This is a genomic window from Phenylobacterium sp., from assembly GCF_030646615.1.
Taxonomy (GTDB): Bacteria; Pseudomonadota; Alphaproteobacteria; order Caulobacterales; family Caulobacteraceae; genus Phenylobacterium.
Genome location: NZ_JAUSLG010000025.1, coordinates 44,557 through 57,889 on the forward strand (window position 1 = coordinate 44,557; position 13,333 = coordinate 57,889).

At 68.5% G+C, this 13,333-nt stretch carries 11 protein-coding genes and 1 pseudogene; 5 read left to right on the forward strand and 7 right to left on the reverse strand.

Annotated elements, in window-relative coordinates; translation table 11 throughout:
* Positions 1–48 precede the first annotated feature (48 nt).
* The 3 genes from Q7S93_RS04415 to Q7S93_RS04425 are packed head-to-tail and all read right to left on the reverse strand — an operon-like array spanning position 49 to position 5,850.
* Entirely contained in the window at positions 49–1,452 is a 1,404-nt protein-coding gene (locus tag Q7S93_RS04415; RefSeq protein ID WP_304712481.1) for an efflux transporter outer membrane subunit, read from the reverse strand.
* The gene (locus tag Q7S93_RS04420) at positions 1,449–4,664 is read right to left on the reverse strand and encodes an efflux RND transporter permease subunit (protein WP_304712483.1); all 3,216 of its coding nucleotides are present in this window, start codon (positions 4,662–4,664) and stop codon (positions 1,449–1,451) included. The genes Q7S93_RS04415 and Q7S93_RS04420 overlap by 4 nt, the downstream gene beginning before the upstream one ends.
* A gap of 40 nt (positions 4,665–4,704) precedes the next feature.
* On the reverse strand, positions 4,705–5,850 hold the full coding sequence (locus Q7S93_RS04425) for an efflux RND transporter periplasmic adaptor subunit (RefSeq protein WP_304712485.1): 1,146 nt from the start codon (positions 5,848–5,850) through the stop codon (positions 4,705–4,707).
* Between the two features lie 136 nt (positions 5,851–5,986).
* Between Q7S93_RS04425 and Q7S93_RS04430 the strand changes: the two genes are divergently transcribed.
* Together Q7S93_RS04430 and Q7S93_RS04435 are read left to right on the forward strand one after the other, a co-directional pair.
* Positions 5,987–6,553 (forward strand): TetR/AcrR family transcriptional regulator, encoded by a 567-nt coding sequence (locus Q7S93_RS04430; RefSeq protein WP_304712486.1) that lies wholly within the window; start codon positions 5,987–5,989, stop codon positions 6,551–6,553.
* Between the two features lie 85 nt (positions 6,554–6,638).
* On the forward strand, positions 6,639–7,013 hold the full coding sequence (locus tag Q7S93_RS04435; protein WP_304712488.1) for a DUF1622 domain-containing protein: 375 nt from the start codon (positions 6,639–6,641) through the stop codon (positions 7,011–7,013).
* Here the strand turns inward: Q7S93_RS04435 and Q7S93_RS04440 are convergent.
* Positions 7,010–7,915: a phosphotransferase gene (locus tag Q7S93_RS04440; RefSeq protein WP_304712490.1), complete on the reverse strand. Its 906-nt coding sequence runs from the start codon at positions 7,913–7,915 to the stop codon at positions 7,010–7,012. The two genes, Q7S93_RS04435 and Q7S93_RS04440, sit on opposite strands and share 4 nt — an antisense overlap.
* 35 nt (positions 7,916–7,950) lie before the next feature.
* Positions 7,951–8,823 carry a TauD/TfdA dioxygenase family protein gene (locus Q7S93_RS04445; protein WP_304712492.1) on the reverse strand — a complete coding sequence of 291 codons (873 nt, stop codon included), beginning with the start codon at positions 8,821–8,823 and terminating at the stop codon, positions 7,951–7,953.
* 88 nt (positions 8,824–8,911) lie between these two features.
* On the opposite strand from Q7S93_RS04445, the gene cobS reads away from it, so the two are divergent.
* On the forward strand, positions 8,912–9,916 hold the full coding sequence (cobS, locus tag Q7S93_RS04450) for a cobaltochelatase subunit CobS (protein ID WP_304712494.1): 1,005 nt from the start codon (positions 8,912–8,914) through the stop codon (positions 9,914–9,916).
* A gap of 77 nt (positions 9,917–9,993) precedes the next feature.
* Here the strand turns inward: cobS and Q7S93_RS04455 are convergent, their stop codons facing one another.
* Entirely contained in the window at positions 9,994–10,305 is a 312-nt protein-coding gene (locus Q7S93_RS04455) for a hypothetical protein (protein ID WP_304712496.1), read from the reverse strand.
* A gap of 278 nt (positions 10,306–10,583) precedes the next feature.
* Between Q7S93_RS04455 and Q7S93_RS04460 the strand changes: the two genes are divergently transcribed.
* Positions 10,584–11,804: a DUF3089 domain-containing protein gene (locus Q7S93_RS04460; protein ID WP_304712498.1), complete on the forward strand. Its 1,221-nt coding sequence runs from the start codon at positions 10,584–10,586 to the stop codon at positions 11,802–11,804.
* Between the two features lie 75 nt (positions 11,805–11,879).
* Here the strand turns inward: Q7S93_RS04460 and Q7S93_RS04465 are convergent, their stop codons facing one another.
* Entirely contained in the window at positions 11,880–12,059 is a 180-nt protein-coding gene (locus Q7S93_RS04465; protein ID WP_304712499.1) for a DUF1328 domain-containing protein, read from the reverse strand.
* A gap of 130 nt (positions 12,060–12,189) precedes the next feature.
* Between Q7S93_RS04465 and Q7S93_RS04470 the strand changes: the two are divergent.
* A pseudogene (locus Q7S93_RS04470) lies at positions 12,190–13,333 on the forward strand (cobaltochelatase subunit CobT); the annotation flags it as partial.

A 13,333-nucleotide genomic window follows, 5' to 3' on the forward strand; every position in this document is an offset into this window, starting at 1 on the left:
GCCGTGCGGGAGGAGCTTAAGCGCGCGAAGGCGGCGATGAGAAGGCGATCAGGACTCGGCCTGAACCCAACCACCCCCCAGGGCCTTGAACAGGACGATCTGGGCGTCGGCCACCTGGGCCTGCGACAGGGCCAGCTGAGCCTGCAGTCCGGCCAGGGTGCGCTCGGCGTCGAGCACGCCCAGGAAGCTGTCGACCCCGGCGTCATAGCGCATCCGCGAGAGGCGGGCGGCGCGTTCCCCCTGGTCCCGGGCCCGCTGCAGGGCGGCGCGGCGATCCAGGGCCTTGGCGTACTGGGTCAGGGCGATCTCGGTTTCCTGGAGGGCCGTGAGGTTGACCTGCTCGAAGCTCGCCAGGGCCGCATCGGCCGCAGCGCCGGCCTGGCTGATGCGCGATCGCGCCGCCAGGATATTGGGGAAGCTCCAGGAGATCAGAGGGCCGACGCTGAACTGATAGTCGTCGCCCAGGTCCGAGGCGTCGGCGCCCAGAGTCGAGATGCTGCCCCCCAGGGTCACGCTGGGATAGAGGCTGGCCGTGGCCACGCCGATCCGGGCCGTCGCCGCCGCCAGCCGGCGCTCGGCGGCGCGCACGTCGGGACGCCTCGCCAGAAGGGCCGCACCATCGCCGACGGGAATGGCGGTGGTGACTTCGGGCACGACGTTGCAGGCCGCCGCGGCGATCGGCGCCTGGGCCGGCGGACGGCCGGTCAGCACCGCCAGACGGAACAGGGCGCTGTCGCGCTGAGCCTCAAAGGGCGGCAGGGTGGCGCGGGTGGATTCCAGCTCGGTCTGGGCGCGGGCCACATCGAGGCCGGCCCCGCGGCCGAGGTCGAACTGGCGGCCGGTGAGATCGGCCGTCTCCTGCTGCAGGTCCAGGGTCTGGCGGGCCGTGGCGATCTGCAGATTGGCGGCGCAGAGATCGGCATAGGCCCGGGCGGTTTCCGCCGCCACGGTCACCCGGGCGGAGTCCAGCAGGGCCTCGGCCGCGCCTGCGTCGGCGCGGGCCGCCTCCACCGATCGGCGCACCCGACCGAAAAAGTCGACCTCGTAGGCGGCCTCGAAGCCCGCCTGGAAGCTGTCGTTCTCCCCGTAGGCGCCGGTGACAGGATCTTGCTGCCGAACCCGGGCGGCGCCCGCCGTGGTGGTGGTCGAGGGCAGGAAGCCGACGCGGGCCTCCCCCAGGGCCGCGCGGACCTGGGCCAGGTTGGCGGCCGCGACGGCGATGTCGCGGTTGGCGCTGAGGGCCTCGGCCACCAGATCGTCCAGCAGCGGATCCTCATAGAGCCGCCACCAGTCGTCGGGCGCTTGGGCCCCGGTAAAGGGGCCATCGGCCGCGGCGATGAAGGGACCGGTCTCAGCGCTCACTGCGGGCGGGAGCTGATAGTCGGGGCCGGCCGCGCAGGCCGACAGGAGAGCCGCGCCGGCGAAAAGGGCGGCCAGACGGGACGGGATCACGGGCGGGGCTCCGGAGCTTGGTGAATGATGACGCCGGGTTCGGCGCCAGAGTCGGGGGTGGCGCCCAGCACGACCTTGCGCCCAGGGAGGCGCTCAGCCAGACGGCGACAGACCACATAGAAGACCGGCGTGAAGATCAGGCCGAAGATGGTCACCCCGATCATCCCGAACACCACGGCGGTGCCCAGGGCCTGGCGCATCTCCTGGCCGGGGCCGGAGGCGATGGCCAAGGGCAGCACGCCGAAGATGAAAGCGAACGAGGTCATCAGGATCGGGCGTAGTCGGGTCTTGGCCGCATGCACCGCCGCGTCGAAGCGGTTCATGCCCATCTGATCCTCGGCCTGCTTGGCGAACTCGACGATCAGGATCGCGTTCTTCGCCGCCATGGCCACCAGGACGATCAGCCCGACCTGGGTGAGGATGTTGTTGTCCATGCCGCGCATCCAGACCCCGAGCATGGCCGCCAGGATGCTGAGCGGCACGATCAGGATAATGGCCAGCGGCAGGGTGAAGGCCTCGTACTGGGCGGCCAGCACCAGGAAGACGAAGACCACCGCCAGGGCGAAGACCAGCAGGGTGGTGTCCCCGGCGGCCTGTTCCTGATAGGCGAGTTCAGTCCACTGGTAGCTGATCCCGGCCGGCAGGGTCTCGGCCGCCAGGCGCTCCATTTCGGCCAGGGCCTCGCCCGACGAAATGCCGGGCGCCGCGCCGCCGATGATCTCCGCAGAAGGTGCAAGATTGAACCGCACCACCCGGGCCGGGCCGGAGTCGTCGCGCAGGGTGGCGATGGAGCCCAGGGGCGCCATGCCCCCCGACACGGTGCGCACCTTCAGATTGGCGATGTCCGACACCTGGGAGCGGCCGGAGGGCTCGGCCTGGGCCGTCACCCGGAAGGTCCGGCCGAGCATGTTGAAGTCGTTCACATAGGTGGAGCCCAGATAGGTCCCCAGGGTCTGGAACACCTCCGCCGGCTGAACCCCCAGGAGGAGGGCGCGCTCGCGATCGACATCGGCGGTCACCCGGGGGGCGCCGGTGTTGAACTGGTTGTACACCCCGACGAGCTTGGGATTCTGGGCCGCGGCGCCGGCGAGCTGATTGGCCGCCTGCTCCAGAGCCGCATAGCCGACGCCGCCGGTGTCCTGGACCATCATCTTGAAGCCGCCGGCGTTGCCAAGGCCTTCCACCGGCGGGGGGGCCAGGACGAAGATGTTGGCCTCTTCGATGGCGCCCATGCGCTGCATGATCATGCCCGCTATGTTCTGGGCGGCGAGTTCAGAGCCGCGCTCGCCCCAGTCGGTCAGGCGAATGAAGATGGTGGCGCTGTTGGACGCCATGCTGAAGCTGGCGCCGTCGAGGCCGACGAAGGCGGCCATGTTCTGGACGCCGTCCATGGCGCCGATCTCGGCGGTCGCCCGCTGCACCACCGCGTCTGTGCGCTCCAGGGAGGCGCCGGGGGGCAGCTGCACCACGCCGATCAGGACGCCCTGGTCCTGTTCGGGGATGAAGCCCGTCGGCGTCTCGCCCAGGCGCCAGCCGGTGGCCACCAGCAGGACCACATAGGCGACCAGCATGATGAAGCTCATCCGCACCAGGCGCGCCGTCAGGCGGCCAAACCGATCGCTGAGCCAGTCGAAGCCCTTGTTGAAGCGGTTGGCGGCGCCCGTGAGCGGCGCCATCCAGCGGGGGCCGTGGGGGGCGTCGTCCTCCCGGTGCGGCTTGAGCAGCAGGGCGGCCAGGGCCGGCGACAGGGTCAGAGAGACCAGCAGCGAGATCACCGTCGCCGCGGCGATGGTCACCGCGAACTGGCGGTAGAACATTCCCGGAATGCCCGAGACGAAGGCCGTCGGCACGAACACCGCGACCAGCACCAGGCTGATGGCGACCAGGGCCCCGGAGACTTCCTTCATGGACCTGTGGGCCGCCTCCCGAGGCGAAAGCCCCTCGCGTATGTTCCGCTCCACGTTCTCGACCACGACGATGGCGTCATCGACGACGATGCCGACGGCCAGGACCAGGGCGAAGAGGGAGAGCGAGTTCAGCGAATAGCCCAGCGCCAGCTGGACCGCGAAGGTGCCGACCAGGGCGATCGGGATCGCCAGGATTGGAATGATCGCCGCCCGCCAGGTGTGCAGGAAGATCACCACCACCAGGACCACCAGCAGCACGGCCTCGATCAGGGTGTGCTGCACCGCGCTCACCGAGGCGGCCACATATTCGGTGGGGTTGTAGGGGATCTGATAGCTCAGGCCGTTGGGGAAGTTGGGCTCCAGGTCATCCAAGGCCTCGATGATGCCCTCGGCGGTCGAGAGCGCGTTGGAGCCGGGCTGCTGCAGGACGGCCAGGGCCACCCCACGCTCGCCGCCGAAATAGCCGCGGACGCCATAGTCCTGGGCGCCGATCTCGACCCGCGCCACGTCGCGCAGGCGAATGGTGCGGCCTTCGTCGTCGCGGCGCAGGACCACGTCGCCGAAGGCTTCCGGCGTCGAGAGGCGGCCCTGGACTTCCACAGGCAGTTCGCTGGCCACGGCCGGGCCGAAGGGCGGCTGTCCAACGGTGCCGCCGGCGGCCTGCAGATTCTGGGCGCGCAGGGCCTCGACGATCTCATTGGGCGTCAGATTGCGTTCGGCCGCCTTGCCGGGATCGATCCAGACCCGCATCGAGTAGAGGCCGCCGCCGAAGATCTGCACCTCGCCCACCCCATCGACCCGCAGCAGCCGGTCGCGAACGGTGGAGTTGGCGTAGTTGCCCACATAGTCGGCGCTCAGATCCTCCGCATCGGCGGTCAGGCCAACCACCATGAGGAAGCCGGTGGACTGCTTGTTGACCACCACGCCCACCTGCCGGACCTGTTCGGGCAGCCTGGGCTCAGCCAGGCTCACCCGGTTCTGGACCAGCACCTGGGCCGAATCCAGATCCGTGCCGGGCTGGAAGGTGACCGTGATCTGCACCGTCCCGTTGGATGAGGACGAGGTCATGTAGATCATGTCCTCGACGCCGTTGATCTCCTGCTCGAGCGGCGCGGCGACCGTCTCGGCCAGGGTCTCGGCCGAGGCGCCGGGATAGTTGGCGATGACCGCGACGGTCGGCGGCGCGATATCCGGGAACTGGGACAGGGCCAGCAAGGGATAGGCGAACAGGCCGACGAGGGTGATGAACACCGACAGCACCCCGGCGAAGATCGGGCGCTCGATGAAGAAGTGCGACAGACGCATGAAATGCGGTCCCGGAAATGCAGTCGGAAAGGGGGTTAGATCAGTTGGCCGCGGTGGCGGAGGCGGCCGGGGCAGAGGTCAGGCGCGGCTGATCGGCGCCGCTCTGCTCCTGCCGGGCGATCTTGCCGGGCTGGACCTCGACCTTTTGCCCGGGCATGGCCCGCTGAAGGCCGCCGACGATCACGCGATCGTCCGGGCGAAGACCCGTGCGCACGACCCGCAGGCCGCCGCTGGCCGGGCCAAGCTCCAGCGCCTTGACCTGCACCGTGCCCTCGCCATCGACCACATAGGCCACCCGGCGAACCCCGTCGGTGACGACGGCGGCCTCGGGGATCAGCAGGGCGGGATAGGCGTCGGCGCCGATCATCCGCCCCTGGCCGAACATGCCCGGCTTCAGGAAGCCATTAGGATTGGCGACCGTGGCGCGCAGGCGCACCGCGCCGGTGTCCCGGTCCACCAGGGCGTCGACGAAGTCCATGCGGCCGGTCCAGCCGTATTCGGTCTCGTCCTGGAGGCGCACCTGCACCTGAGCCCCCTGGCGCTTTTCGGTCTGCCGCTGATACTTCAACAGCTGAGCTTCAGAGGCGTCGAAGGCGAAGTGGATCGGGCTGATCGAAACGATGGTGGTGAGGATGTCGCCCGAAGAGGCGCCGCCGCTGACCACATTGCCGGGGTCCACCTGGCGCTGGGATACGATGCCGGAAACCGGCGCCGTGACCCGGGTGAACTCGACGTCGAGGCGGCGGGCCCGCAGGGTCGCCTGAGCCACCTGGGCCTGGGCCCGGCGGCTGTCGAATTCTTCCTGCGAAATGGCCTGCGCTTCCAGAAGGCCTTCGGCCCGGGCCAGGTCGGCGCCGGCCAGATCAGCCTGGGCCTGGGCCGCAGCGAGCGCCGCCTGCGCGGGACGCGGATCGAGGGTGAAGAGCAGCTGGCCCTTGCGGACGGTCTGGCCGTCGGTGAAATGGACGCCCTGAAGGTAGCCGCCCACCCGGGCGCGGACCTCGACGCGCTCAGGCGCCTCGAAACGGCCGGTGAAGTCGTCCCAATCGACGACCTCCTCCTGCAACGGAACCGACACCGACACCGTTGGCGTCGGCATGCCCTGTCCCGCATTGGGGTCGCCGCCGCAGGCGGCAAGACCAAGGAAACCTGCTGCGAAAACCGCAGCTACAAAGAGTCGTCGCATGCCCTATCCCCGAGGCTAGCGCACCCGGTGGAAGGACCGGGCCATGTCATCAGTTGGTGACTTCTAGGTGGGAATGCGTTTCTATGTCTACAAGTGATGACAAAAAAATATTGGAGGAAAGTTTTTGAGCCCGCCCATGACCCCTGCCCGGACCCGGAACGCCGCAGCCACGCGCACCGCCATCCTGGAAGCCGCGCGCAAACGGTTCGCCCATGAGGGCTATGACCAGACTGGGGTCCGGGAGATCGCCAGCGACGCAGGTGTCGATGCGGCCCTGATCTCGCGCTATTTCGGGGGGAAGGAAGAGCTGTTCGGCGAGGTCCTCGCCTGCGCCCCCAATATCGCCGAGTTCCTGGATGGCGACCGGGACTCCTTTGGGGAGCGCGTCGCCCAGATGCTGGCGGTCGAGCCCATGCGCGAGGAGAAGTTCGAACTCTTCCTCATCATGCTGCGCTCAGCCTCTTCGCCCAAGGCGGCCGAGGCGATCCGGCGCCATTCGCACGACGCCTTCTACCAGCCCCTGGAGACCTGGCTGGGCGGGGACGATGCGGCGGTGCGCGCGCGCCTGCTGTCCTGCGTCATGATGGGGGCGACCATGAACCGGGTGATCTATGAGGACTACCTGCTGGATGGCCAGCAGCGGCAGGAGCTCTGCGAGGCCCTGGCCCGCACCCTGGACAACTATGTGAGCGGCCCCGTCTGAGGCGACCGCCGGGCCCCCGTTGGCCGGAGGCGGGAACAGGAGCTTGGCTTATCCGCTACAGCGGCTGGCCTGAAGGGAGCCGTCCATGTTTCCCAACCTCCACAGTCTGGTCGTGGCCGTCGCCACGCTGCTCCAGTATTTTTCAGTCCTGGTCCTGGTGTTGGCCGTGATCGGCGCCACGACGCGCTTCACGGTTCAAGGCGTAAGGAGCCATGACTGGCGTGACGCCTTCGACCAGTACCGCGCCAATCTGGGCCGCGGCATCCTGCTGGGCCTCGAACTCCTGGTGGCGGCCGACATCATCGCCACGGTGACCGAACCCCTGAGCTTCGACCGCGTCGGCCCCTTGGCGGCCATCGTCTTGATCCGCACCTTTCTCAGCTTCGCCCTGGAGACTGAGATTCAGGGTCGCTGGCCGTGGCGACGGGCGGACGCCGATCCGGGCGAGGCCAAGCGCTAGGACTTGGAGTCTAGGGCCCACGCCTCGGCCACCTGGAACATCTCCCGCCAGTCGAACAGGTCGAGCTTGCAGCAGAGCAGGCCGGTGGAGACGGTTTCGAGGTAACCCCATCGCCAGATCGCCTCGGCCTCCACGCCTGTGCGGGCGGCCAGTCGCGCACAGCGGGCCCTTCCCGCCGCCAGGGGATCGCCCCCCTCCAGCAGGACCTCTGGCCACTCCCGCATGATGACGCCCAGGTCGTAGGCCGGCTCGATCAGGAGGCCGTCGGGATCTATGAACTTGAACCCGTCGCCGTCACGGGCCCGTAGGGCGTTGGCCGCATGGGCGTCCCCGTGGGCCAGGACCGCGCGGGCAGGATCATGCGCCCTGGCCCGATCGGCGGCGTACTCGCGGGCGCGCGCCAGCACCGGGGCCGACAGGGGGGCGTCCAGGACCTGGGCGGTTTCCGCGATGAACTGGCCCAGGCGGCGCGCCTTTTCCGCGCCGTCCATCAGCCCGCCCGGGGGAACCGGCGCCCGCCATACCGCCATCAGCGCTCCGCACAGGGCCTCCATCTGCGCCTCGGGCGTCCAGCCCAGCAGGTCGAGGCGCGCCCCGAGCCGCTCCAGCAGCAGGGCGTGCGCCGCCTCGTCCACGGCGTAGAGCTCCGCAAAGCCCGATCCGCCGGCCGCCGCCAACACCCGGCGTTCGGCCCCCAGAAGGTCCGCCCAGGGCGGCGCGATCTTGAGAACCGCCTGGCGCGCATCCGGCATCGTCGCCGCCAGGGCCACGGCCTCGCTGCCGCCGTCCAGGATGTGGAGGTCCTCAAGGCGCCACTGGACCGCAAGCCGCGCCAGGCTCTGCGGCAAGGCCGCCAGCCATGTGCGCCCCCGTTCCCCTTCGTCCAGGGCGCGGCGGCGCACCGCCTCCGGCAACCGGCTGAGGTCTGCAGGCAGGCTCAGACCGGGACCTCCCCGGCCACGGTGGTGCGGTGCATCACCCGCAGGTGGCCGTCATAGCCGCCCTCGGCCAGATGCACGGTCCGGCGATTATCCCAGATCAGCAGGGTGTCCCTGGCCCAGCGGTGGCGGAAGATGAACTCCGGCTGGGTGATGTGGCCGAACAGATAGCCCAGGATGGCCTGGCTCTCCCCCGGGGTCAGGCCCTCGATCCCCACCGTATAGACCGGGCTGACGAACAGGGCCTTGGCGCCGGTCACCGGATGGGTGCGCACCAGGGGGTGGGTGTGGGTCTTGTCGGCTTCTTCGGAGACGATGATCTGCATCGTCCGCTTCTCGGTCTCGCGGGCGAAGACGCCTTTGGTTCCATAGGCGCGCCCGGCGCTGTGGATAGCCCGCAGCGGCGCCAGCATCTCCTGGAAGGTCGGCGACAGGGCGGCGTAGGCGGCTGTGCAGTCAGCAAACAGGGTGTCGCCGCCCACCGGCGGGATGACCTGGCCGTGCAACAGGGTGGCCGCCGGCGGGATCGGCTGGAAGCTCCAGTCGGAATGCCAGCCGGCCCCGAAATTGGTCGCCCTTTCGTCGGGCTCCCGGCGCAACTCCAGCACATTGGGCCGCCCCGGCATCGGGGCGATGAAAGGGTCGACGCCGAACGGCCCGAACTGCAGGGTCACCGCCTCCAGCTGGTCGAGGCTGAGGGGCTGATCCGGGAAGCTCAGCACCCCATGGGCGGCCCAGGCCTGGCGCACCTCATCCATGACCGACTCGGCCAGGGGCCTGGCGAGATCGAGACCGGTCACGACGGCGCCGAAACCCGAAGCCGTCGGGGTCACTTCAATGGTCGAATTCTGCTTGCGAACCCTGTCGAGCATGGCGCCGGCGTCTCCTCATTGTTTTTGATCGGCCGCCTATGAAACACACGTTTGCTTTGCGGGCGTAACCCTGTATGCGAACCTCGTCATGACCACGCTTTCCCAGACCCACGACGACGAGCTGCTGACCCTTGTCCCCGACAAGAAGGTCTCCGTACGCGAGACCTTCGGCGTCGATATGGACATGACCGTGCCGGCCTTCTCGCACCGCGACAGCCACGTGCCGGAGATCGACGACACCTATCGGTTCGATCCCGAGACCACCAAGGCCATCTGCGCGGGCTTCGCCTACGACCGCCGGGTGATGATCCAGGGCTATCACGGCACCGGCAAGTCGACCCACATCGAGCAGGTCGCCGCCCGCCTCAACTGGCCGCTCATCCGGGTGAACCTGGACAGCCATGTCAGCCGCATCGACCTGGTGGGCAAGGACGCCATCGTCCTGAAGGAAGGCAAGCAGGTCACCGAATTCCGCGAGGGGATCCTGCCCTGGGCCCTGCAGCGCCCGATCGCCCTGGTGTTCGACGAGTATGACGCCGGCCGGCCGGACGTGATGTTCGTGATCCAGCGCATCCTGGAGGCGCAGGGCAAGCTGACCCTGCTCGACCAGAACCGCGTGATCCGTCCGAACCCCTTTTTCCGCCTGTTCTCCACGACCAACACCATTGGTCTGGGGGACACGACGGGGCTCTATCACGGCACCCAGCAGATCAATCAGGGCCAGATGGACCGCTGGTCCATCGTCACGACGCTCAACTATCTCGACCACGACGCTGAGGCCGAGATCGTCCTGGCCAAGTCGCCCAACTACGACACCGCCGAGGGCCGGCGGACCATCAACGCCATGGTCCGGGTGGCCGACATGACCCGCAACGCCTTCATGAACGGGGACATCTCCACGGTCATGAGCCCGCGGACGGTGATCACCTGGGCGCAGAATACCGAGATCTTCGGCGGCGACGTGGCGCTGGCCTTCCGCATGACCTTCCTGAACAAGTGCGACGAGCTGGAACGCGGCACCGTCGCCGAATTCTTCCAGCGCGCCTTCGGCCAGGACCTGCCCGAGAGCACGGCGCGGGTGCGGGTGGCCTAAAGGCGCAAAACGCCCATCAGACATGGAAACGGCGGCCTTTGCGGGCCGCCGTTTTTCGTTTCAGGCAGGTGGAGCGCTTAGCGGCTCAACAGGGCGCTGAGCTTGGCGGCCTCCACCTCGCTGACGCAGCGGGGCGCGGACCAGTCGTCGGCCGCGCCGGTGAGCGCCTGCTCGGCGGTGACGAACTTCACCTCGCCATGCTCGCGGGCGAAGGCCCGGCGGGTCAGTTCGGAACGGTCGCAGACATAGACCACCCGCTCAGCCTTCGCGGTTTCGCGCGCTTGGGCCACGGCGTCCTGGGCTGCGGCCTGGGCGCTAGGCGCCTCCTTGGCCTGGACAGCGCCGGCGCACAGGGCCATGGCGGCTGCGGAGATGACGAGAATCCTCATGAATTTCCTCCACTTGTCGCGGGATCGATCTCCCGGCTTGCGGAAAGCGTCTCATGGGCAAGCTATCCTGTGAAGGATTTATGACGGTTAAACGTCGCATTTGCGACAATTGACCGCCACCGTCAGCCCTCCCGCCATAGGGGTCTGGTATCTTCTTTAGACGGATGATTTTCTAGGGTCGCCCGTGGCGGGAGACCCCGGCTTGGCGCTGGACGCACGGCGTTCTCCAGGCGATGGTCCGGCCCATTGATGCAAGCCAATTTGCACGTGGGGAAGACATGACCAGGAAGATGATCGCCGGCCTGACGGCCACCGCCGGGGCCTTGGCCCTGGCCGCCGGGGTCTGGCAGGCCCAGGCGCAGGACACAGCACCCGCGCCCAATGACTATGCCGACAAGGCCAGCTGGCTGTGCTGGCCCGGCCGGGACGACGCCTGCGCCGGCGACAACACCACGACCGTGGTCCAGGCCGATGGGTCGGTCTCGACCGAGACCTGGGCGGTCAATCCGGCCGCGCCGGTGGACTGCTTCTATGTCTATCCCACCGTGTCCAACGATCCGGGCGTGATCAGCGACATGACCGCCAACGCTGAAGAGCGCCGGGTGGTGGAGCAGCAGCTCTCGCGCCTGGGGGCGCAATGCCGCGTCTATGCGCCCCTCTATCGGCAGTTCACCCTGACGGCCCTGCGCGCCGCGGTGATGGGCGGAACCCCGCCCGGCGGGTCGGCCCGCCCCAACACCGGCTATCAGGACGTGGTCGCCGCCTGGAACCACTATCTGGAACACGAGAACAATGGCCGCGGCGTGGTCCTGATCGGCCACAGCCAGGGCGCCGGTGTGTTGACCCAGCTGATCGCCAACGAGATCGACGGCAAGCCCGTTCAGGACAAGCTGGTCTCGGCCATGCTGCTGGGCTCGAACCTGGCCGTGGACAAGGGCGGCAAGACCGGGACCTTCAAGTCCATCCCCCTGTGCGAGGCCGCCGAACAGACCGGCTGCGCCATCTCCTATGTGAGCTTCCGGGCCGATGCTCCGCCCCCGGCCAATTCTCGCTTCGGCGTCCCGCGGGAGCCGAACTCCCCCATGGAGGCGGCCTGCGTGAACCCCGCCGCCCTGGTGAACGGCAAGCCTGAAGGCAAGGTCGATCTGCACGCCTATCTGGCCAGTTCGGGTACCCTGCTGGGGTCGTCGGACGCGCCGGCGCCGTGGGTGAAGGATGGACCTGAGGTGACGACGCCCTTCGTGTCGGTTCCTGGCCTGCTCAGCGGGGAATGCGTGCGCCAGGACGGCTTCCACTATCTGGCCGTCACCGTGAACGCTGATCCGGCTGATCCGCGGGTCGACACCATCGCCGGCGACGTGGTCCAGAACGGGGTGATCGCCAAGGACTGGGGCCTGCACCTGATCGACGTCAATCTGGTGATGGGCGACCTGGTCAAGCTGGTGGAGACCCAGGGCGCGGCCTGGACCGCAAAGTCCGGCGACCACAGCCACCACTAGGCTCTATCGCCGGCAGACACGAAAACGCCCGCCGCTCATTCCGAGCGGCGGGCGTCTTTGCGTTTAGATCGAAGGCTAACCGCCGGTGATCTTCCTCCCGGCCATGACCCCCAGGACCAGGAAGATCACGAAGCCGATCAGGAAGAGGAAGAACAGAATCTTGGCCACGCCGGCGGCCGCGCCGGCGATGCCGCCAAAGCCGAGGGCGCCGGCCACAAGGGCGACGAGCGCGAAGATGAGGGCCCATTTGAGCATTGGTGTGTCTCCTGAACAGCCATTGAGTGTTGCGGAGACAACGCGAGCGCCAGCGCCGACGTTCCATGAAGGCCCGTAGAGCGCCATCTCCCCTTCCCCAGGAGCCTTGCGGCGCCTTATCTAGGAGGCGATGGCCAAGTCCCCTCCCGAAAGCCCGGTCGAACCGTTCAAGCGCGCCCTGGCCCATGCCGCCCGCTCGCTCGCCGAGTCCGCCGATCTCGAGATCGTCTATTCGGGGGAAGGGCCGCAGCTTCAGGGCAATCGCGCCATCCTGCCCCATCCGCCCCGGGACCTGGGTCCGGAGGACGCCTCGCGCATCCGCGGCCTGGCAGACCAGATGGCCCTGCGCCTGGCGCACCATGACACCGCCGCCCATGCCCGCGGCCGGCCGCAGTCGGCCCAGGGCGGCCCCATCTATGACGCCATCGAGCAGGCGCGCACCGAGGCCATCGGCGCCAATGCGCTGGGGGGCGTGCGCGCCAACCTGCGGGCGGTCCACGACCAGTCCTGGGCCAAGAAGGCGTTCAACCCGATCGAGGCCCAGGCCAACCCGCCCATGGACGAGATCGTCTCGCTGATGGTGCGCGAACGCCTGACCGGCGAGCCGCCGCCGCCGGCCGCCCGGCCGCTGGTGGATCTGTTCCGCGCCGAGATCGAGGCCAAGGCCGGACCCGACCTCGACAAGCTGGCCAGCAACCTCGAGGACCAGAAGGCCTTCGGCAAGGTCGCCAAGGCGATCCTGCGCGACCTGTCCATGGGCGATGACCTGTCGGACGCGCCGGAACAGCCCGACGAGGACGAGGAGGGCGGCGAGGAGGCCGATTCGGAGTCCAAGGAAGACCAGGAGGGCGGCGAGGGCGAGGAGCAGTCCCCCCAACAGTCGGCCATGGACGACAACGAGGCGACCCATCGCGAAAGCGAAGAGACCGACAGCCAGATGATGTCGGCCGAGGAAGACCCCGAAGCCGAGGACACCGACGAACAGCCCGACATGGGCGAGGGCGAGCAGCCCTCGCGCCCAGACCCGCGGGGCGAGGCCAGGACGCCGACCTACAAGGTTTTCTCCAGCGCCCACGATGAGATCGTCGCGGCCGAAGAGCTGTGCGATCCCGAAGAGCTCGGCCGCCTGCGGGCCTATCTGGACCAGCAGCTGGCCAGCCTGTCGACCGTGGTGTCCCGCCTGGCCAACAAGCTCCAGCGCAAGCTGATGGCCCAGCAGAACCGCTCCTGGACCTTCGACCTGGAGGAAGGGATCCTTGACGTTGCGCGCCTCA